Origin of the sequence: Arthrobacter sp. PvP103 (genome assembly GCF_017833075.1) — a bacterium.
GTDB lineage: Bacteria > Actinomycetota > Actinomycetes > Actinomycetales > Micrococcaceae > Arthrobacter.
In genome coordinates this window covers 3,826,678-3,847,228 of sequence record NZ_JAFIBQ010000001.1, presented here as the reverse complement: position 1 = coordinate 3,847,228, position 20,551 = coordinate 3,826,678, and the positions used below count along the sequence as shown (strand labels likewise).

11 protein-coding genes and 1 pseudogene are annotated in these 20,551 nt (G+C 67.4%); 1 reads left to right on the top strand and 11 read right to left on the bottom strand.

The window, feature by feature from the left end; translation table 11 throughout:
• The first annotated feature begins 163 nt into the window (after positions 1–163).
• Positions 164–1,518 (top strand): annotated as a pseudogene (locus JOE41_RS17530) (LLM class flavin-dependent oxidoreductase).
• Positions 1,519–1,577: 59 nt separating this feature from the next.
• On the opposite strand, the gene JOE41_RS17525 reads toward JOE41_RS17530, so the two are convergent.
• The 11 genes from JOE41_RS17525 to JOE41_RS17475 all read right to left on the bottom strand — a co-directional run bounded on the left by JOE41_RS17525 (position 1,578) and on the right by JOE41_RS17475 (position 20,529).
• Complete coding sequence (locus JOE41_RS17525) at positions 1,578–2,390, bottom strand: inositol monophosphatase family protein (protein WP_209753103.1); 813 nt, start codon at positions 2,388–2,390, stop codon at positions 1,578–1,580.
• The gene (ligA, locus tag JOE41_RS17520; protein ID WP_245201235.1) at positions 2,387–4,666 is read right to left on the bottom strand and encodes an NAD-dependent DNA ligase LigA; all 2,280 of its coding nucleotides are present in this window, start codon (positions 4,664–4,666) and stop codon (positions 2,387–2,389) included. Before ligA ends, JOE41_RS17525 begins: the two co-directional genes overlap by 4 nt.
• A gap of 155 nt (positions 4,667–4,821) precedes the next feature.
• A complete protein-coding gene (locus JOE41_RS17515; RefSeq protein ID WP_011691158.1) occupies positions 4,822–5,085 on the bottom strand; it encodes a hypothetical protein in 264 nt (87 codons plus the stop codon).
• 150 nt (positions 5,086–5,235) lie between these two features.
• Complete coding sequence (locus JOE41_RS17510) at positions 5,236–9,717, bottom strand: FtsK/SpoIIIE domain-containing protein (protein WP_011691157.1); 4,482 nt, start codon at positions 9,715–9,717, stop codon at positions 5,236–5,238.
• A complete protein-coding gene (locus tag JOE41_RS17505) occupies positions 9,714–10,418 on the bottom strand; it encodes a hypothetical protein (protein WP_011691156.1) in 705 nt (234 codons plus the stop codon). The genes JOE41_RS17510 and JOE41_RS17505 overlap by 4 nt, the downstream gene beginning before the upstream one ends.
• Before the next feature lie 46 nt (positions 10,419–10,464).
• Positions 10,465–12,210 carry a serine/threonine-protein kinase gene (locus JOE41_RS17500; RefSeq protein WP_209753101.1) on the bottom strand — a complete coding sequence of 582 codons (1,746 nt, stop codon included), beginning with the start codon at positions 12,208–12,210 and terminating at the stop codon, positions 10,465–10,467.
• Entirely contained in the window at positions 12,207–13,973 is a 1,767-nt protein-coding gene (locus JOE41_RS17495) for an FHA domain-containing protein (protein ID WP_209753100.1), read from the bottom strand. The genes JOE41_RS17500 and JOE41_RS17495 overlap by 4 nt, the downstream gene beginning before the upstream one ends.
• Positions 13,960–14,937 carry a PP2C family serine/threonine-protein phosphatase gene (locus tag JOE41_RS17490; RefSeq protein WP_011691153.1) on the bottom strand — a complete coding sequence of 326 codons (978 nt, stop codon included), beginning with the start codon at positions 14,935–14,937 and terminating at the stop codon, positions 13,960–13,962. The genes JOE41_RS17495 and JOE41_RS17490 overlap by 14 nt, the downstream gene beginning before the upstream one ends.
• Positions 14,934–16,604 carry an RDD family protein gene (locus tag JOE41_RS17485; protein WP_209753099.1) on the bottom strand — a complete coding sequence of 557 codons (1,671 nt, stop codon included), beginning with the start codon at positions 16,602–16,604 and terminating at the stop codon, positions 14,934–14,936. The genes JOE41_RS17490 and JOE41_RS17485 overlap by 4 nt, the downstream gene beginning before the upstream one ends.
• Positions 16,601–19,201, bottom strand: a complete 2,601-nt coding sequence (locus JOE41_RS17480) for a transglutaminase domain-containing protein (protein ID WP_011691151.1) — start codon at positions 19,199–19,201, stop codon at positions 16,601–16,603. The genes JOE41_RS17485 and JOE41_RS17480 overlap by 4 nt, the downstream gene beginning before the upstream one ends.
• Positions 19,198–20,529 carry a DUF58 domain-containing protein gene (locus JOE41_RS17475; RefSeq protein WP_209753098.1) on the bottom strand — a complete coding sequence of 444 codons (1,332 nt, stop codon included), beginning with the start codon at positions 20,527–20,529 and terminating at the stop codon, positions 19,198–19,200. The genes JOE41_RS17480 and JOE41_RS17475 overlap by 4 nt, the downstream gene beginning before the upstream one ends.
• Positions 20,530–20,551: the final 22 nt, after the last annotated feature.

The window sequence follows — 20,551 nt, the reverse complement described above, 5'->3', positions numbered from 1 at the left end:
GCGTGTCCGGGCGTTGCCCCATGTTGCACGGCATTGCCCAGTATTTCCGGGTATTGCCCCGTGTTTCCGGGCATTGCCCCAGTGGTCGGCCGTGCTGGCCGCCCCGCCTTCGGCTGTGGTTGATTGGCACCACCGACGCCGCCCGACAGACAGGAACACTCCCATGGCATCCCACCAGCGCACCCTGCATCTCAACGCCTTCCTCATGAGTACCGGCCACCACGAAGCGTCCTGGCGGCTGCCCGAAAGCAACCCCCGGGCGAGCACGGACATCAGCCACTACCGCAATCTCGCCCGGATCGCCGAGCGGGGCACGTTCGATTCCATCTTCTTTGCCGACTCGCCCGTGATCTTCGGAAACGTGGGCCGCCGGCCGGCCGGAAAGCTCGAACCGACAGTGCTGCTGACCGCCATCGCCGCAGCCACCGAGAAGATCGGCCTCATTGCTACGGCCTCCACCACGTACAACGACCCGTTCAACCTCGCGAGGCGCTTTGCATCCGTCGACTTCGTCAGCGCGGGCCGTGCCGGCTGGAACGTCGTCACTACAGCCGGGCCCGACGCCGCCCGGAACTTTGGCGTCGACGACCAGCCCGCGCACGCAACGCGCTATGAGCGGGCGGCAGAGTTCCTGGACGTCGCCGGCAAACTCTGGGACAGCTGGGACGATGACGCCGTGGTGGCGGACAAGGATGCGGGCGTCTGGGCCGACCCGGACAAGGTCAGGCCGATCGACCACGTCGGAAAGCATTTCCGGGTTCGCGGGCCGCTCAACGTTCCGCGGTCCCCGCAGGGATACCCGCTGATTGTCCAGGCGGGCTCCTCCGAAGACGGCAAGGGCCTCGCCGCGCGCTACGCCGAAGCCGTGTTCACGGCGCAGCAGACGCTCGAGGACGCGCAGAGCTTCTACAGCGACCTCAAGGCCCGCACCGCAGCCGCCGGACGAGACCCTGAAGGCATCAAGATCCTGCCCGGAATCGTGCCCGTGCTGGCAGGGACAGAAGCCGAGGCCAAGAAGCTGGAGCGTGAACTCGACGAGCTGATCCGTCCGGAATATGCGCGGATCGAACTTGCCAAAACCCTCGGTCTCAGCCCGGACGACCTCCCGCTGGACCGGCAACTGCCGGCGGACCTTCCTGACGAGGGTTCCATCCAGGGTGCCAAGAGCCGCTACACCCTGATCGTGGAGCTCGGCCGCCGCGAACGGCTCACGGTGCGGCAGCTGATCGGCCGCCTGGCGGGGGCCGCGGACACCGCACGTTCTCGGGCACTCCGGAGCAGGTTGCCGATGCCATCCGGCTCTGGTTTGAAAACGGCGCGGCCGACGGCTTCAACATCATGCCCGCGGTGCTCCCCTCAGGGCTTGGGGCCTTTGTGGACCACGTGGTGCCGGTCCTGCGCCGGCGGGGCCTGTTCCGGACGGAATACACAGCCGACACGCTGCGGGGGCACTACGGACCGGAGCGCCCGCTCAACCGGTACTCCGGTGCTGCCGGACTGGCTGGCGCGCACGCCTAAGCGGGGCCCACCTTTGGGCCGGGCCCACGCCTTTGCGGGGTCCTAGCCTGGGCGGGGTCCTAGAGCGGAAACTTCCCGGACAGCTCGAGGGTCCCGGCGCACGTCCAGGCTGCGAGGCGTTCCTCGTCCGAGGGTCCGCCGTCGAGGGGGCTGGTGAGGCGGGGGCGCCGGACCCAGCAGCCGGCTTCCTCGGCAATGAGGGCACCGGCCGAGAAATCGTGCTCGTTGAGTCCGCGTTCCCCGAAGGCATCATGGGTTCCGTCCGCCACGAGGCAGAGGTCCAGGGCGGCGGAGCCCAGCCGTCGGACATCGGCGAAGCCCTCCATGAAACCGCCGAGGGCTTCGGCCTGCTCGGCCCGGACGCCGGGATCGTAGCTGAAGCCGGTGGCCAGGATCTGCCCGGCGCGGCCCGGGACGGGACCGGTCAGCTGGGTGCGCTGCCCCCGCTCCTCGAGCCAGGCACCTCCCCCGCGCGACGCATAGTAGATACGGCCAAGGGCCGGGGCATTAACGACGCCGGCCAGCCAGACGCCGTCGGGATCGGCCACCGCCACCGACGTGCCGTAATAGACGATGTTCCGGATGAAGTTGGTGGTGCCGTCCAGCGGGTCGATTGACCAGCGGTAGCCGCTGGGGTTGTCCCGGCTGAGGGTACCGTGTTCCTCCCCGGTAACAGTGTCCTGCGGCCGGACGCGGCCGATCACCTCACGCACGGCATTCTCCGCCGCGACGTCGAAGGCAGTGACCCAGTCCCCCGAGGCTCCCTTGTTGCTGACGTCCAGGGCGTCGCCGTTGCGGGTGGCGAGCACCGCGGCCCCGGCGGCGGCTGCCGCTTTAGCCACTCCCAGGAGATCCGCCGGCGTGATGCTCATTCTGCCGGCTCTTCCTGGTGGTCTTCGGGGCGGTCTCCGACGCCGGCGTCGTCGTCCGCGGAAGCGTCCGCGGAGTCAGCCGAGGCGGCCGGGCCGTTGGCCAGCAGCGCGCGGAAGCCGTCCTCGTCCAGCACCGGCACGCCGAGTTGTTCGGCCTTGTCCAGTTTTGTTCCGGCGTTCTCGCCGGCGACGACGTAGCTGGTGTTCTTGGACACGGATCCTGACGCCTTGCCGCCCCGGATGAGGATGGCTTCCTTGGCTTCATCCCTGCTGAAGCCCTCAAGGCTTCCGGTGACCACGACGGTCAGACCTTCCAGGGTGCGCGGGGTGGATTCGTCCTGCTCGTCCTCCATCCGCACGCCGTCCTCGGCCCAGGTGTCCACGATTTCGCGGTGCCAGTCCTCGGCGAACCATTCCTTCAGCGCAGCCGCGATCACCGGTCCCACGCCGTCGACGTGGGCGAGCTCCTCCTCCGAAGCCTGCCGGATGGCGTCCATCGAGCCGAAGGCCGTGGCAAGCGCCCGCGACGCCCGGGGGCCCACATGCCGGATGGACAGCGCGACCAGGACGCGCCATAGCGGCTGGGACTTGGCTTTTTCCAGCTCGGTGAACAGTTTTTCCGTGGTGGCCGTCGGTTTGGACGGGGACTTGGCTGTGCCTTTTGTATAGAAATACGGCACGAGTTCGAATTCGCCCGTGGCCACGCCTTTGGACCGCTTCTCCCGGCGGATCCGGACATCGGCAAGGTCTTCGCGGGTGAGTCGGAAGAGGTTGGCCTCGCTGGTCAGCGGAGGCGTCGCGGGTTCCGCCGGCTGGGTCAGGGCGATCGCCGCTTCCCAGCCGAGGGCCTCGATGTCGAAGGCGCCGCGGCTGGCGACGTGGAAGACGCGTTCGCGCAACTGAGCCGGGCAGGAGCGGGAATTGGGGCAGCGGATGTCCACGTCCCCTTCCTTCCCGGGGGCGAGCGGCGTTCCGCACGCAGGGCATTCGGTGGGCATCACGAAGTCCCGCACGGGCGGATCCTGCTGGTCGCGCAGGGCGAGGACCGGTCCCACGATTTCCGGGATGACATCGCCGGCCTTGCGCAGCACCACGATGTCGCCGATCTTTACGCCCTTGGCTTTGACCACGTCCTGGTTGTGCAGCGTGGCCATTCCTACTGTGGACCCGGCAACCTTCACTGGTTCCATGATGCCGAAGGGGGTGACGCGTCCGGTGCGTCCGACATTGACCGCGATGTCCAGCAGCTTGGTGTGGACTTCCTCCGGCGGGTACTTGTAGGCGACGGCCCAGCGGGGCACCCGCGAGGTGTACCCGAGTGCGCGCTGCGTTGCGAAGTCATCCACTTTGACCACGATGCCGTCGATCTCATGGGTAAGGCTATGCCGTTTGTCGCCGTAGCGTTTGATGAAGTCGAGAACGTCCTTGAGGCTGCCGAGGACCTCGAAGTACGGGCTGGTGGGCAGGCCCCACTCGGCAAGCTGGCGGTAGGTGTCCGACTGGCTGACGGTCTGCAGCCCTTCGCGGGCACCGATGCCGTGAACGTACATGCGCAGCGGGCGCTTGGCAGTTTCCGCCGGATCCTTTTGCCGGAGCGAGCCCGCGGCCGCGTTGCGCGGGTTAGCCAGCGGCGCCTTGCCGGCCTCGATGAGGGCCTCGTTGTACTCGGCGAAGGCCTTGGACGGAATGAACACCTCGCCGCGGACCTCCATCTCGGCCGGATAGTTCCCGCCGGTCAGCTGCTGCGGGATTTCCTTGATGGTCAGGACGTTGTGGGTGATGTCCTCGCCGGTGTAGCCGTCCCCCCGGGTGGCGGCGCGGACCAGCTTGCCGTCGCGGTAAAGCAGGTTGACCGCCAGGCCGTCGATCTTGAGTTCAGTGAGCCATGCGGGTCCGGCAGTGCCATTGCCGAGTTTGGCCACGGATGCTTCCGCCTTGGCGATCCACGATTCCAGTTCCTCAAGGGAAAAGACGTCTTCCAGGCTGTACATCCGCTGGAGATGTTCGACGGCGGCAAAGGCGGCGGACACTTCGCCGCCCACTTCCTGGGTGGGCGAGTCGTTGGCCACGAGTTCCGGGTGCATTGCCTCGATTGTTTCGAGGCGCCGGAAGAGTTCGTCGAACTCAGCGTCCGAAATGATGGGCGCGTCCTCCTGGTAGTACGCGAAGCGGTGCTTGCGTACCTCTTCCACCAGGTTTTCGTATTCCTCTCGGACCGCACCGGAGGGCACCCGTTCACTGGCGGTGTCCGCCTCGCGCGTGCCTGCCCCGGTCATGCTTTGCGTATCGGTATCTGCTGCCGTGTTCCCTGTGCTCACAGACCTATCCTGCCCTAGATCTCCGACATTGTCTGGCTCCAGGCGCACGGATGCCCCGCACGCTTTGTTGCGTCCGGGGCATCCGTTTCCGCGTTGCCAGCGGCGGGCGTTCCCTAGCGGGAAGCCTCTTCCTGCTGGGCGGCGTTCTTGCTGGCCTGCTTGCCGGCTTCTTCCAGCGCCCGGGCCACGCGGGCCAGGTCCGTTACGTGCCGGCCGGACCATTCGCTGCGGAACTTCTCCGCGTCCGGGCCCTTCCAGTCGGTGCTGTCAAGAGCCTTCGTCAGCTGCGACTTAGCCTTCTCGATCTCGGACGAACCAGCCTGAAGCTTGGTTCCGAGCGCCTTGAGCTGAGCAATGTCTGCACCCCAAATAGCCATTAGTTTTCTCCTTCAGTCAACGGACCCGATCCGATCGGCATCCCCAGCGGCCCCCGGCTCATCCGGAAGATCCATTACCCAGAAACTATCCCGCGGCCCGGTCACTGTCGATGGGCACCGCTCCCCATGCAGCCCTGCCCATCGGCACTCTCACCGTGCGGCTCCCACCCGGTTGAGGTCCGGATCGGCCTGGCTGCGGTTCTCCGGCGGCAGGGCAATCTGCAGCTTGCGGACCTTGCCCCGGCCCACGATGTAGCCGCGGCCCGGAATGAAATCGGAACTGATCTTGCCGAGCGAGGTGCTCAGCAGGCTGTCGCCTTCGATGTCGCCGGGGTTGATCAGGAGTCCGCGCCGTCCGGACTTGAACGGCTGCGACAGTGACCATGCGGAGGACCAGGTGGACGTCTCAGACTCCCCCACCACCCACTGGTCGGCTTTGATGGACGTCGTGACCAGCTGCTCGATGCCGGACTCGGCGCCGGTGTCCGTGAACTCGGTCAGGCCCTCGATGAAGATGGCCAGCCTGCCGGGGTTCTCCGAAGAGTAGTCAACCAGCCCGTCAATTGCCTCTTCGACGTCGTCGGCGCCCACGAGGGCACGGTTCCAGACCTTCAGCGACGCGACGGCGGACCGGCGCGAGCCGATGTAGATCAGTTCGGTGCCGGGGTTGGACCGGCGCAGGGCGTAGGCCATGGTGACCAGCGCCACCGTACGGCCGGCACCCGGCGGACCAGCAACGAGCAGCGGTCCCTTGGCCATGATTTCGGCCGGCTGGAGCGTCTCGTCGTCGACGCCGATGACCGGCAGGTCCCGGGTTCCCGCAGGGAGGATGTCGAGGTCCACCTGCTCGGGCAGGCGTTCGATCTGCGGTGCCTTTTCCACGCCCTGGCGCAGCATGGCCTCGCTGAGCTTGTGCACTTCGCGGGCCTGCAGCGCAAGGTTCGAGTCGCCACCAAGCACGGCAAGCTGGACCTCGTGCCCTCCCAGCAGGCCGCGGCCCGGGGGCGAGGCTTGGCTCAGGACATCCTTGGGCACGTCCAGCGAAATGTAGTCGTCCTCGGATGAGAGCCGCAGGACCAGGCGGCGCTGAATCGAAGCCAGCAGCGACGCCGGGACTGCGTTGGGCCGGTCCCCGGTGACCACCAGGTGGATGCCCAGCGGCCGGCCGTCCGTCGCCAGCTGAAGGAAAATGTCCCAGAGCGCTGACAGGCGGCTGTATTCGTACGCCTCCCGGAAGTTGGACATGCCGTCCACCAGGATGAAGATCCGCTTCTCATCCGGGTCATTGGCCAGTTTCCGGTATTCCACGATGGTGGAGGCGCGGACTTCGGCGTAGCGGGCAGCGCGGTCGTCGGCAACATCGCGCAGCCAACGCAGCAACCGGCCGACACGTTCGACGTCGTCGCCGTTGATGATCTCGCCGACGTGCGGGAGCCCGTCGAGCATCTTCAGTCCCGACGAACCGCAGTCGATGCCGTAGACATGCACGGGGCCACCGCGCGGAGTCACTGCCGCGGCGATGGCGATGCCGCGCAGCGCGGCTGACTTACCGGAACCGCCCGTCCCGTAGATGGCCATGTTGCCGTCCCTGTCCGGCTCATAGAAGACGGTGGGCTGGTCCTGGTGTGCCGGGTCGTCGGCCACGCCCAGGAGGAGGCGTTCATCGGTCCTGGGGTTGGGAAGCTTGGAGAAATCGTAGGTTTTGGCCAGCTCGTTGAGCCACGGTTTGCGGGGCGGCGCGATGGACAGCACTTCCGCGGCTTTGATGATGTTGGCCGTCATCCGGGCAATGTCGTTCGGCCCGGCCGGCTCCTCCCGCACTGGCTTTTCAGGCGCCGGCGCGGCCCAGCCGGGTCCCGAGCCAAAGGCCATTTCCACGATGTCGATCTGGGGTGCCTGCGGTTTGTCCGTGGTCCAGCCGCCTGCGTAGCCGGTCTGGAAGCCCTGGATCCGGCCGGGGCCGGTTTTCGCCGCGCCGCGGCCCGGGATGGAGGGGTCGAAGTACGCCGCTGTGGGCACACCGAGGATGTCCGTGGCATCGTCCTCGTCCGCCATCCGGAGGGCAACGCGGAGGTTGGTGTTGGCGCGCAGGCTTTCCTTGATGACTCCGGCGGGCCGCTGGGTGGCAAGGATCAGGTGCAGGCCGAGGGACCGGCCGCGGGCCGCCACGTCCACGACTCCGTCGACGAACTCGGGGACTTCCGTGGCCAGTGCTGCGAACTCGTCCACGATGATGATGAGGTAGGGCGGAGCTTCGGGGTCCGCTTCGCGCTGCAGGCCCAGGAGGTCCTTGGCTTTCTTCCGGTTGAGCAGATGCTCCCGGTAATGCAGTTCAGCCCGCAGGGACGTCAACGCGCGGCGCACCAGGTGCTGCGAAAGGTCGGTCACCAGGCCCACGGTATGGGGCAGGTGCAGGCAGTCGGCGAAGGCGGCTCCGCCCTTGTAGTCGACGAACAGGAAGCTCACCCGGTCCGGGCTGTAGGCCGCAGCCATGCCCATGACCCAGGACTGCAGGAATTCCGACTTCCCGGCGCCGGTGGTGCCGCCCACCAGGGCGTGCGGGCCCTCGTTCTTCAGGTCCAGGTACAGCGGTTCGATGCCCTTGGAACCCACCAGGGCCCGGAGCGTGCCGTTGTCCTTGCGGTTTGCGACGGCGGTCGCGTGGACGGAGTTGTTCTCTTTCCACCGGTCCGCCACCGCCTGGGGGTTGTCCATGAAGTCCTTGCCGATGAGGCTCACGTAGGACACCGCCCGGGGAAGGTCGGAGTCGTCATCCACGGGTTTGCCCACATCAATGACCGGCGACAGCATCCGGGCAAGCTGGGTGGCCAGGTCGGCGTCGAGGCTTTCGCAGCTGACGGGGTAAGTGTGGCGGCCCAGCCGGACCTGGCCGGTGGTGGTTCCGTGGTCGCCGTCCACCACCATGAAGTCGCGGCACGCGGCCGGGAGCGACTGGACGCTGGTGGCCACCCACATGACGTGGACGCCCGAATCCGGTCCGCGTTCCACGAGCCGTGTCAGGCGGCCGCGGTCCACCGGCGCGTCGTCTTCCACGATCAACAGCACGGAGGGCAGCACCGGGCCGGGGATGTCGCCTTTCTCTCCGTCGAGGCCGGGCCGCGGCGCGGGACGCGGTGACTGGGCGCCCGCCTCGCGCTGGTCGATGAGGTCCTCCAGCCGGGCCAGGAGGGAGGATCCGCCGGCGGGTCCTGCAGCCAGGTGGTCGCCGCTGAGCGGACTGTGTCCCGAGCCGACGTGCGGCAGCCACTGGAGCCAGTTCCAGCGCTCCCTCGATTTGGCCGATGTGATTGCCGTAACCACCACTTCGGCCGGGGAATGCAGGCCCACGGTCTGCAGGACCATACCGCGGGCTACGTCGTCTACGAGGCCGCGGGCGCCTGCGAGCCCGAATGCGCCTGCGGAGCGGAGCTGGGACACGATCGGTACGCCTTCGATGTCCTGGAACTGTTTGAGGCAGGCCTGGATTTCCTGCATATACTCAGCTTCGGTCTCATTGTTGGACGGCTCGTCGAAGGAAATGCGCGACGGCGCCGTGCCCAGCCCGAAGCGCAGGCCGAGGAACCCGCTGTGCTCGGGCCGGTGGGTCCAGAGCAACGGTCCCAGCTTGTAGATGGAATCAACGGTGTCGCTGACTGACGGAGCTTCCTGGAGGCGCACGGACCGCTCGATGTGTTGCAGCTCGGTGATGTCCTTGCGGAACGCCGCCATCGCCTCGCGGAACTGCTTGAGCTGCTCTTTGCGTTCCCGCTTGCTTTGCATCTTCTGGTCCACGTAGTGGCCGATGATGAACAGCGGCATCATCATCATGAAAAGGACCGAGAGGACGTTGCCCGTGACTGCAAACAAAATGGCGCCCATCATGAGCGGCGCGATCAGCATGATGTAGGGGAAGGGGTGGTGCTCCTGGCGTTTGGGGCCGGCCGGGAGTACGCGCTTGGGCGGGGCGAAACGCGGCACCACGCGCGGCGAGCGGTTGAAGTCCACCAGCGGCGACGTCGGTGCACCCCCGTGGTGGCCCAGCCCGACGACGGAAATGGTGGTATCGCCGAGGGTCACGGTGTCCGAGGAGTTCAGTGTTGCCCGGGTGACCGGCAACCCGTCCATGATGAGTCCGTTGGCGGAATTCGTGTCCACGATTTCAACGGTTTCCCCCACGGTGATGCGGGCGTGCCGCTTGGAGGTCATGGGGTCCGACAGCCGGATGTCAACGTCCCGGTCCCGGCCGATGTAGCTGGTGCCGGAGGGCAGCGAAAATTCCTGCCCGACGTCGGGCCCTGACAGGACGCGGAGGGTCGCCGCTGCGGGTCCGCGGTTCGCACCCGGTGCCGCGAACTGCTCGCTGACCTGTCTCAGCGAAACAATGGATCCGGGCCTGAGGCCGGATTCCAACAAGTTGTCCGTGCGGTTGAGGATGTTGCCGCGCATTCCGCCGGCGACGAATGCCTCGTCGATGCAGAGCGACAGGTTCTCCGGCGGCTGGGTGCCCCGCCGTTCGGGATCGGCAGCCCACAGTTGGGTGGCGATGTCCGCCACCGTTGCGAGGCCGTCAACGGTTACGGCGAGGTCTTTGGCGTCGGCGGGTTCCCGGCGCAGTGTCAGTCGGATTTTCATCCTTCGTCGGCCCCCTTCATCTTGTCGATCAGGTGCAGGTCCGCAGCGGTGACCAGGTGTGACGTCACGGCGTGCTCGACAAGCCGGGCACGGCGGTTGGTGGCCAGCTTTCCACCGCCGCCGCGCAGCCCCGCAACGCCGACCCGGTCAAGTTTGTCGCACACATTGTCCAGCTTCCTGTTGAACCGGGTCAGCGCCCAGCCGAGCGTCCTGGCGGCATCCGCCGACGACGGGATGGCGCTGAACCCGGTGCCGTCGCGCCGCAGCATGGGCTCGGCGAGGGCAACGATGAGGGCCTTCTGCGAATCAGTGAATACCACGGGCCCGATGGTGGTGTCCCCGCCGCTTTCGTCATCGGGGGCCTCCTGGCGGAAGGAGGGGGTTTTCAGGTGCACGGCGAACTCGTACGTGGTGGGGCCGGCGGTGAAGATCACGTTGGTGTGGCTGAAGACGATCGGAATCCGGGCCCCGGGTGAAAGCCAGGCTTGCATCCCGCCGGTGCCGTCCGCCACCGTGGCTGAGAGCATGCTCCCCACGTTGCTGAGCCACCAGATGCCGTCGTACCGGGCGATCTGGAGGAACCGCCGGTGCAGGTACGGGTTGTCGTCCACTTCGAGGTCGCCCTCGCGTCCGATGTTGAAGACGTCCTCGTCCGACGGCTCATACCATTCGCCACAGAAATCTACTGCTAGATCCCCCATTTTCCGTGCCTCCTTAAAGGTCAATGCTTAACTTCAGGACTGCCGGTCACGACGGCATGCATGAGTATGCGTCCCGGCTGGTCATCGGAGACGCGGACCCGTCACTGCGGACAATCATGACCTTGATGCAAAAGAAGTCCGCTTTGCCATAAGCCACTTCGGCCTGGGCCTCTTTGCTGGATTGGAAGGGCCCCTCCTCCTGACCGTAATTAGTCAGTTGCCACTTGTACGTGTCACCCGGTTTGGGCTGCGGGTTGGTCCACGTGAACCGGACTTTGCCTGCTTCCGTGACGGCCTTGATGTTCGTGACGTCCGGAACCGTCCCGTCCCCGATGGCATCAGCCGGCGGCTTGGAAACCTGTCCGGTGGGCTCAACCACCGGTTCCGGCCGGGACGCACCCAGCACCAACCCCACCACGACGGCGACGACGAGCACGGCGCCGCCGGCCACGGACAGCCAGAGGTTCCGTTTGCTGTGGTCGACGGGGCCTTCCGCCGTCGCCTCCTGCAGCGCCTGCGGCCTGTTGACCGTGGCGGCTACATGTTCGTCGCCCCGGTCATCCCGGCCCGCAGGGCCGCCCTGCCACCCGGCCGGGCGGCCTGGAGCACCACGGTGGACGGTCGCGTCGTCGGCGGCATCGTGGCCACCGCCGGGCTGCAGCCCTGACGCGACGCTCCCCCGCAGCATGGTGCCCTGCGACCAGTCATCGTGTAGGTCCGGACGGGCGCCCGGTCCCGGGACCGGCCCGGGGACGGGCCCTGCCGGCGGTGCCACCGGCACGACAGGAGTAAAGGCAGCGGGACGTGTCCTGGCCGGGAACGTCGGAGCGTTCCCCGTCTGGTCGGGGTCCACCGAGGCGATGCTGCGGACCCGGGTTTCTTCGAAGCCGTCGTCCGGATGGTTTTCCTCGCCGTGTGCCTCCTCGAGGACCTCGAAGGGCGTGACTGAGAGATTCAGTTCAGCCTGGATCCGCTGCAGGGCCAGCGCGAAGGCATGGGCCGAGGAGTACCGCGAGGCTGCCGACTTGGCCATGGCCGTGGCCAGCGCGAGTTCCAGCGATTCGGGAACGTCCGCACGCCCCAGCCGTGGCACGGGCGAGTTGGTAATCCGGGAAATCAGTTCGCGCTGGGAATTGTCCGCACCCGGCAGGACGAACGGGGATCGACCGGCAAGAAGGGTATACAGCGTGGCACCGAGGGCCCACACGTCCACCATCACGCCGTCCACCGGACCGTCCCGGAACTGTTCGGGCGGCGACCAGGGAATGGACATCCCGGCGTCCTCATCAGTGTCGCTGCCGAGGGTGCCGGAGATGCCGAAGTCAGTCAGTGCCGGACGGTTGTAATCGGTCACCAGGATGTTGGCCGGTTTGATGTCGCGGTGGGCAATGCCGGCGCGGTGGGCGGTCTCGACGGCGGAGGCCACCTGGATTCCGACAGCAAGGACCTCGTCCACGCTGAACCGCTGGCGCCGGTAGCGGACGTCCAGGCTGGGCCTGGAGCAGTACTCCATGGCCAGGTAGGAGTGGCCGTCTTCGGTGACCTCGGCTTCGAAGATGGTGACGATGTAGGGGTGCGAGGACAGCTGCGCCATCAGGTTCGCTTCGGATTCGAAGCGGCGCCGGGCACCCTCTGTCTTCAGGTCGGAGAGAAGCACCTTGACGGCCACCTTGCGGCGCGGCCTGTCCTGTTCATACAGGTAGACGTCTGAGAAGCCGCCCGAACCCAGCAGGCTGACATACGTGAATCCTGGAATGGCGGGCGGCGGGGCTACAGGCCGCTTGGCACTCATAGAATCTCCTCGAACCGTAGCGACACGTCATCGCCGAGTTCTGCAATATCACCGTCAAGAAGAATGGCCATTTCGTTCTGGGCGAGGCGCCTGGGCGGTTGACCCTCCCGGACCAGGAGGGTGCCGTTCGTGGCCTTGAGGTCGCACAGCATCACGTGCCAGCCTTCGAGGCGGACCTCAACGTGGGACCGGGAGATGTCACCGCTGGGACTGGCCACTTGGACGAGCCGCGGCATGCCTCCGCCCTGAACCCTGGAAACCGACGGCTGGCGGCCGATCACCAAGGACTGGTCCAGGTCGATCAGTTCACCGGTTGAAACCCGGACGCGGCCCAGCCGCGGCCTCCGGACCTGCACGGCGTCCTGCCCCAGCGCCATGCCGCAGCCGGCGCACTGCGAATGCGTGGGCGGGTTGGCGTGGCCCTGCGGGCAGACGCGGGCCAGGACCATGGGCCCGGTGGCCGGTTCGCTTCCGCCGGCCGGGGCTTGCACCTGAGGTGCGGTCCCGAGCCCGGCGAGGTCGCTCTTCATGATCGTTTGGCCGTCGTGGTCGCCTTCGAGAGCCGGCGGCAATGCGGCCGGGCTGCCGCGGTCCGGTATCTCATGGGATCCGACACCCGGGGATGCCGGAACGAACGACGGCGGCCCGGAGGTCCGGGCCGGCCTTTCGCCACCGGTGTTCCAGGGAACGGAGTCGATCAGGGCGCCCTGATCCGCAGGGATGAGGGGCTGCACGGGGGCAGGCTGCTGCTCCTGCGCTGCCGTCGGCTGCTGGTCACCGGCAACGTCGACGGCTTCTTCCGGGCTGTCTTCCTCCGCCGCCACCGCCGCCTCTGCATCGGCCGCGGCAGGTTCGTCCTCGGGCTCGTCCCGCACCGCGGCGTCCTCAATGCGCCGCACCACGGTCTTTTCCCACAGGTGGTCGTAGCTTCCAGTCAGCTCGTTCGCGGGCGCCGGATCCTGCGATTCAGCGGGAGCGGCGGCACCGGGCACGTCCGCCACGGCGTTGTCCCATCCTGCCTGCTCCGAACCTGTGTCATCCGGCAGCACCGTGACGCCGTCATCGGCATTTTCGAAGTCTTCGTCGGGTATGCCTATAACGGTTTCGGCGGATGCACCGTGTTCTGCCGAGGCACCGCTTTCGGCAGGGGGCACGCCATCAGCAGCCACGGCTTCAGCGGGCACGCCGCGGACCGGTTCGGATGCCGGGACCTCGACAGGCACCACAACCGGGACCTGGACGGAGTCCTGCTCCTGCGGCGAGGGCAGCTCCGTCAGGGGCACCTCAAGGACGGGAGCTGCCGGCCGGGACGGCCTGGCACCGGGAACACGGCCCGCAGTGAGGCTCTGCAGCAGGACAACCCCCTCCCCGAGCGGGAGTTCAGCTGCACCGGCCGCGTTGCCTGGAACCGACACTCTGTACCATTCCGGTTCGCTGAGGCGCCGCTCGGTCCACGTGGTGACGTCGCTGCCGTTCAATTCCACTTCGTCCGCGGCGAGGTGTGCCTTCAGCTCGATGTCGCCGCGGAGGAAGACCCGCAGGGATTCCCGGAAGTCCACAATGCCGAACCAGGGAATCTGCGCCAGCGAGCCGGAGGAGGCACTGGTCACCGCGTGAAGTACTTCGTGGACCTCAGGCTCGCCGCCCAGAAGTTCCCAGAGCGAGTCCACAAGCGCGTGTGGCGTCGCGGGCGGCAGCAGCACCGCGGTTCCCGCCCGGACCACGCCAAGCCAGGTGCCCGGGGTGTAGCTACTTGAGACCATCGTGGCGGCCCTCGGTGTCGGTCACGGAATCGTTCGCGGAGTCCGGCGCGTCCGCGGGCAGGACGGCACCGGGAGCCTCGGGAAGCTCCTCGGTGTCCACTTCGGTACTGTCCGGCACCTGGGCGCGGGGCAGGGTGTCCTCGTCTTCGACGCCCGCGGCGGGCCGGGGCGCGGTGTCCGTTCCGGCGTCGTTCATTACGTTTTTGGCGTCCACAACTATCACGGTGACGTTGTCCCGACCGCCGCTGCGCAGCGCGGCCTGGATCAGGGCGTCGACGGCGTCCTGGGGGTGGCCGACGGTGCTCAGGATGCGGAACATGTGATCGTCCGTCAGCTCGGCGTTCAGCCCGTCGGAGCAGATCATGATGCGGTCGCCTTCCTCAACGGGCAGCAGCCAGTAGTCGGCTTCCGTCTCGTCGCCGGTGCCCAGGGCGCGGGTCACCACGTGCCTGCGGGGGTGCACCGCCGCCTGTTCCCTGGTGATCTCACCGGCGTCCACAAGCTCCTGGACCTCGGAATGGTCAACGGTGACCTGCGCGAACTCGCCCTGGCTCAGCCGGTAGGTCCTGGAGTCGCCAATGTTCATGACCAGCCAGTACGGCGCACCCATCTGCTCAACAACCACTACTCCGGAGAGGGTGGTGCCGGCCCTGGACCCGGTGGCGGTGCGGATCCGTTCGTCGGCGCTGACCAGGTACTGCTGGACGACGGCGGCCGTGGCTGTCCTCTCCCCGGTGGCCAGCTGCGGCATTCCGGCGAGTGTCCGCACGCAGATTCCGCTGGCGATTTCGCCCGCTTCGTGGCCTCCCATGCCGTCCGCCACGGCGAACACGGGATCGGATGCAATGAAGGAGTCCTCGTTGAGTTCCCGGCGGAGGCCACGGTCTGTACCGTAGCCGCAGCTCAGTTGGAGTCCGGGCTCCCTGCCCGTTGCGGAGGTGGCGGCTGCCGGCTGGGGATTCATGCCTGTCCTAGGTGGAAGGTGCGGTCACCGAAATGCACGGTGGACCCTGGGCGTACGTAGGCGGGTTCCCCGGCCTGCAAAACAGTTCGGATGCCGTCCGGAGTGGTGACGGCGCTGCCGTTGGTTGAGTTGCGGTCGGTGACCCAGATTCCCCCGTTGTCCGCCCGAAGGTGGAGGTGGGTCTTGGAGATGGAACGGCCGGGATCGGCCACAGCCAGCAGCTGCGCGACGTGTTCGCCGGGGAGGCCGCCGGGATTCCGGCCGATGAGTACCGATTGGTCAAGCTCGAAGTCGCGGCCGTCGTCCAGCCTGATCCGGAGCACGGCCTCCGGCGCCGGCACGGTCTGTCCCCGCATCTGCGTCCGGTCGTGGTCGTCGTCGGGATGGAGGGCCCACCCCTGCGGGGGCATCTGAACGGCCGGGTTCTGAACTGCAGGGTTCTGAACGGCCGGATCCGGCAGGGTCCTGGTCGGGACCGGGTCCGGTGCGGGCTGCGCCCGGACCGGGACGGGCGCCGCAGACGGCGCGGGCGCCGCAAACGGGGCGGAGGCAGGTACGGCGGCGCCCGCCAACGGCTGGGGCATGGCAGGCGGCTGCCACTGGTTCGGGTTCAGGGGTGGCTGCGGGATGGCGACAGGCTGGTTGAACCCCTGCTGCGGCTCCGGAGCTTGAACGGGCACGGCCTGGGCCGGCCTTGCAGCCGCACCCGCAACGGGCGAAGAGACCTGCTGCACGGGGGGCAGGTCCAGCGGCGCGAAGCTGTAGGGGCCCTGGATTCCCCCGGTAGTCAGGGGGTTCCGGCCGGCGTTGACATCAAACATGAGAATTTTGGCTGCGGTATCGTGCCAGCCGCTGCGCTTGCCGTTCTTGTCCCAGGAATTGGACACCACCACGACGCAGGCCCAGGCGACACCCAGCAGGGCCAGCGGTGCGAGGATCCACAGGGCCGCCTCGAACCACTTGAAAACCACCACGAACACTGCCGCCACTACGGTCAGGAGGATCCCTGCCCCGGTGATGAGGCCGCGCAGGAACAGGGCGCCGGCGCCCGGGGCGTAGCCGTCCTGGTCCGTGCTGCGGATTCCCATCAGCCGGTTGCCGATCGTGTTGCCGGAGCGGCCCTCAATTCCGAGAAGCACCAGGATGTAGACCACGGTGAGGCCGACGGCGATGCCGCCCAGCAGTACCAGCAACCCCGTGTCGTAGATGATGAAGCCGCCGCTCTGGGTGCGCGTGATGCTGGCGAATCCAATGGTGAACATCACGATGAGAAGCGCGGCCGGTCCCACCCAGTCGAGCACGGCGGCGCCCAGGCGTCGTCCGGCCGCCGCGGGAACCACGTCCAGCTTGCCACCCATTCCGGTACCTCCCCCTTGTACGTGCCCGCCCTGTGCCTGGACCGTTTGTCCATAGGCGCCGGGGCTGGCGGCTTGTTCGTAAGCGCCGGGTCCGGCGGCTTCCGTCCGGGCCTGCACTACGGGGATACTACCGGGGATCGGGCTGCCGTGCGCGGCGGCCCGATCCATCAGCTCCCGCTGCGAGTGGTCTATGTTGCGGTCATTGCGGGCGGCCCGGTTGCTCAGCGGGGCACCACAGGCAGGGCAGAACGTCGCTCCGGGACGGATCAACTGCTGGCAGCGCTGGCAGCGCTCGGCGTCATGCGTCATGGTTCGTTGCGGTTCTCTCTCAGATCGCGCCTCAGCACGGTGTGTTCATTCTCCGGTCCGGATGGTGCGGGTGTTGGTGCCTGTCCGGGAGCCGGCGTTGCTGCCGGGACATCCGGCTGGCCGGCAACCTGGCCGGGCGCCGGGGGCGGACCGTCCACCACCCTACCCGCGGGATCATCTTTTGCCGTCCGGACAAGCCTGAAACCGCGGAGGCTGAGTGCGGTCCGGCCGTCTGCCAGGAGGGAGCGCGGCGAGAACCGGGCAGCCTGCCGTCTCCAAAAACCGACCGTAGCTGTCATTTCCTTCAGCGAGCCGTCCACAATGGTCCAGTACTCTTGGACCTCCGCTTCGCTCGGCTGGCCGGCACCGAAAATGGAGGCATCAGCGCGGCGGGCCAGCAGGGTGGTGGTGCCCGCCGTTCCCGGAAATGCCTCACCCAGGACGACGGCGGACTCCCGGCGGGTGGCCCGGGTATCGATGGCGGCGCCCATGTCCGTTGCGAGGCTGACCACTTCGTTCCAGCCGCCGCCGACACGCTGGGCTGGGTGCCCGTCGGAGAACCGGGCCTTGCGGCGCCGGCTCTTGAGCAGCGCGATGAGCAGCAGCGGCAGCGCCAGGATCCCGATGGGGATCAGGGCAATTCCAAGTGCCGCGAGGATGGGGCCCCAGAACAGCCAGGGATTGTTCTTCTTCTGGTCAGCGTCCAGTGCGTCCGGGGATGAGTCCGGCGGCAGGTCTGCCGGCTCCTGCGGCGGAGGCGGCGGCTGCAGGACCTGCGGTTTGGGCTTGGACTTGTTTTCCGGGTCCGGCGGAATCGGGACGTTGTCCTTGGGCGGCGTGGGGTCGAATGACACCCAGCCGACGCGGTCGAAAGCGACCTCAACCCAGGCGTGGACGTCCTTGCCGGTGATTTTGACTTCGCCGGCGCCGTTTTCCGGGCTCTTGGGGTCCGGGTAGAAGCCCATCACCACGCGTGACGGGATGCCCAGGTGCCGGAGCATCAGGGACATGGCCACCGCGTACTGTTCGTCGTCGCCCAGCATCTGCTTGGCGGTCAGAAGGCTGCGGATGCGTGCCGAGCCGTGCCCTGAGACGCTGGGCAGCTGGCCTTCGTCGATCAGGCCGTTGCTGAACGCGCCTTTCTTCTGGAAATGCGCCTCGATCTGCCGGACGCGGTCGATTGCCGTCGGAGCGTCGGCTGACAAATCGTTGGCCTGTGAGCCGACCACAGGCGGCACTTCAGCTGCGTCCGGGAGCGCCACCTTGGCAAAGTCGTACTGCGTCAGCTGGCCATGTTCGAGCTTGGCGGGGTCGGACACCTGGACGCTGTACGCATCGCCTTTCGCGAGGCCCCTGGTGGTGACTGCGGTGTCCGTTCCGGAGTTGAAGTAGAGCCCGGACGCTGCACCGGACGATTCGCCGGTGAAGCTGATCCCGGTGGTGCGGCGGCCGCCCGGCAGGAAGTATCCCTGGTAGTCCTCGATGGTGATGTCCAGGGTGTAGTCGTTGCTGGGCACAATACCGTCGGAGCCGGCCAGGGTGTTCAGGGACTTGGCATCCCCCACCTTGCTGAAGTTGCCGGAGCTGTCCGGGTCCATGTTGTAGTTGGTGCCGTTGAAGGCGTCAAGGGCAGCGAGCCGGACGCGCCCGTCCCGTGGCAGGCCCTTCACCACAAACAGGTTGTCGTCCTTCTTGTCCTTGACGAAGTTACGGAAGCTCGCCAGCGGGGTGATGTAGTCCTTGGGATCGAACGGCGGAACGATCACGTTTCGAAGGACCGTCCGGTCATCGCCGGCGGTGACAAGGGGCGAAGCCACAGCCGTGATGGCAACGCAGGCGGCGATGACGCCGGCGGCGGAACCGAGCCGGCGCACTTTGGCGCGGCGGGCGGTGGCGGCATCCGACTCAGGGCGGTTGACGGACACCTTGCGGGTGTCGCTGCGCCGGTGTGCGTCGCGGCGGAAGGTTGCCCACGCCACGGCCACCACCGTGAGGGAGATGCCCCGCTCCACGTTGAGGAAGCCGGCGTTGGTGCTGAACGCGATGCCGGTCACGAAGAGCACCAGGACGGGCAGGAGCGGCCAATACGGGCTCTTCAGCCGCCAGGTCATGAGTCCCGCGGCCAGCGCGGTGAGGAGGGCACTGAGGAACGGAACAATGAGCATCCCGCCGGCGGTGCCTACCGGTACACCCACGGTGAGCATGTCCTTCCAGGCGAAGACGACGCCGAGCAGAAGGGTCCGCAGTGACTCGAGCGTCGGGACAAAGCCGGCGATGGCCGCGTCCGGCACGGCGAGCAGTGTTCCAAGAACCAGGTAGGAACCGAGCACGGCGGCGGCGGTGATGAGCGTGCCGAGCCTGAAGTGGGCGTTGGCCGCGGCAATGCCAAGGCCCAGCAGGATGCCGCCGAATCCGGCGATCAAATAGTAGGGGTCGCCGCCGAAGCTCAGGCTGAAGCCCAGGACCCCCAGCCCCAGCAGGACAACCAGGGCCCCGGCGTCGAGCGCGAAATGCCAGGCGGGCTGGCCGTCGCTGAAGGCGGACGGTTGTGATTGCGCGGGCTGCCTGCGCTGGCGGAGTGCGGGCGCGGAGCTCATGCAGCCGCCTTTCTGAGGATGATGGCGAGGTCGGACAGGTCGCCCAGCGTCAGGACTGTCAGGTCCGCGATGTTGGCACGTGCAGGCGCGGCCCCGGTCTGGAGGCGGACGGCGAGGCTCCGCACTCCCGGTGGAACGGATGCGGCTGCCGAGCGGAGCTGGGCGGGGGTGACACGGCTGCCCACCACAAAGAAGACCACCGAAGCGTTCGGGACAGTGTCCGCCAGCGTCCGGGCAAGGTCGACGGCGGTCTTCCGCATCGGCATGCCCACGATCCGGGTCATGTCGTCGAGCATGTTCCGGCCGGTTTCACACCGCAGGGGACCCTTCTGGGTGAGGACATCGAGTTCGCGCTGCTCGCGAATGGCCTGGCGGCCGATGGACGCGGCGGCGGAAATGGCCATCTCAAATTCCTGCTCGGAGTCGTACTCGTCGGTGTTGATCGACAGCGAGATGGCCAGGTGGGCGCGGCGGGTCTCTTCAAACTGGCGCACCATGAGCTTGTTGGTCCGTGCGGTGGTCTTCCAGTGGATGTGGCGGCGGTCGTCGCCCGGCACGTAGTCGCGCAAGGCGTGGAACGAAACGTCGGCGCTGGACAGGTCGGTGGTGGGCATGCCTTCGAGGTCGCGGATGAAGCCTGCGGCGGAACCGGCCAGGGCAACGGTCCGCGGGTGCACGTAGAGGTCTTCCGGCTCAGTCCAGAGCACCTGCCGCCGCAGCAGGTGCAGGGGGTCGGCCCGGACGGAGCGCACCGGGCCCACCACAATGACGGCCCTGCGGGCCGTGGGGATGGTGAAGAGGTCCTCGTGGACCTGTTGCGGTTTCATCCGCGGCAGGTGGAACACGGCGGTGGCGGCTCCCACAGGGAGTTCCAAGGCAGATGGCAGAAGGGGGCGTGCGGAGGTATTGGAGACCGCGATGCTTCCGACGGCGCTGTCCCCCACGGCCACCCTTGTCCTGGCGAGGTCCAAAACCACCCCGTAGGAGGAACGGCCCAGGATGAACCCGACGGCAAGGACGAAGAGGACGAAGGCCGCCACGGCCGCCGCCTTCGCCTCCTGCCAGCCGTAGGACTGGCCGACGCTCCACAGCAGGATTGATGCGGCCAGGACGGACCAGCCCAGGACGCTCACGACCGAAAGAACCGGCCACACGTACTTCAGCCAGAGTTCCCGGACCTTGGACCAGGCGGGCGCCAGCGCGAGGCCGGCCGTGCTGACAGCCTCTGACCACATGACGGCGGGGTGCAGCCGGGAGGCCCTCCCCTCACCTGAAAACGGCCTTTTCAGGCGTTCAGCAAGCCGGGTCAACGGAGTGCTGCTGGACATATCTGTGCCTTTGTTCGCGCGG

Coding starts and splice junctions, on each gene's coding strand:
- JOE41_RS17525 (WP_209753103.1), bottom strand. CDS start 2,390: ATGAGCATCACGCCGGCGGATCTCCTGGGAGTGGCTAAAGCGGCAGCC.
- ligA (WP_245201235.1), bottom strand. CDS start 4,666: ATGACCGGGGCAGGCACGCGCGAGGCGGACACCGCCAGTGAACGGGTG.
- JOE41_RS17515 (WP_011691158.1), bottom strand. CDS start 5,085: ATGGCTATTTGGGGTGCAGACATTGCTCAGCTCAAGGCGCTCGGAACC.
- JOE41_RS17510 (WP_011691157.1), bottom strand. CDS start 9,717: ATGAAAATCCGACTGACACTGCGCCGGGAACCCGCCGACGCCAAAGAC.
- JOE41_RS17505 (WP_011691156.1), bottom strand. CDS start 10,418: ATGGGGGATCTAGCAGTAGATTTCTGTGGCGAATGGTATGAGCCGTCG.
- JOE41_RS17500 (WP_209753101.1), bottom strand. CDS start 12,210: ATGAGTGCCAAGCGGCCTGTAGCCCCGCCGCCCGCCATTCCAGGATTC.
- JOE41_RS17495 (WP_209753100.1), bottom strand. CDS start 13,973: ATGGTCTCAAGTAGCTACACCCCGGGCACCTGGCTTGGCGTGGTCCGG.
- JOE41_RS17490 (WP_011691153.1), bottom strand. CDS start 14,937: ATGAATCCCCAGCCGGCAGCCGCCACCTCCGCAACGGGCAGGGAGCCC.
- JOE41_RS17485 (WP_209753099.1), bottom strand. CDS start 16,604: ATGACGCATGACGCCGAGCGCTGCCAGCGCTGCCAGCAGTTGATCCGT.
- JOE41_RS17480 (WP_011691151.1), bottom strand. CDS start 19,201: ATGAGCTCCGCGCCCGCACTCCGCCAGCGCAGGCAGCCCGCGCAATCA.
- JOE41_RS17475 (WP_209753098.1), bottom strand. CDS start 20,529: ATGTCCAGCAGCACTCCGTTGACCCGGCTTGCTGAACGCCTGAAAAGG.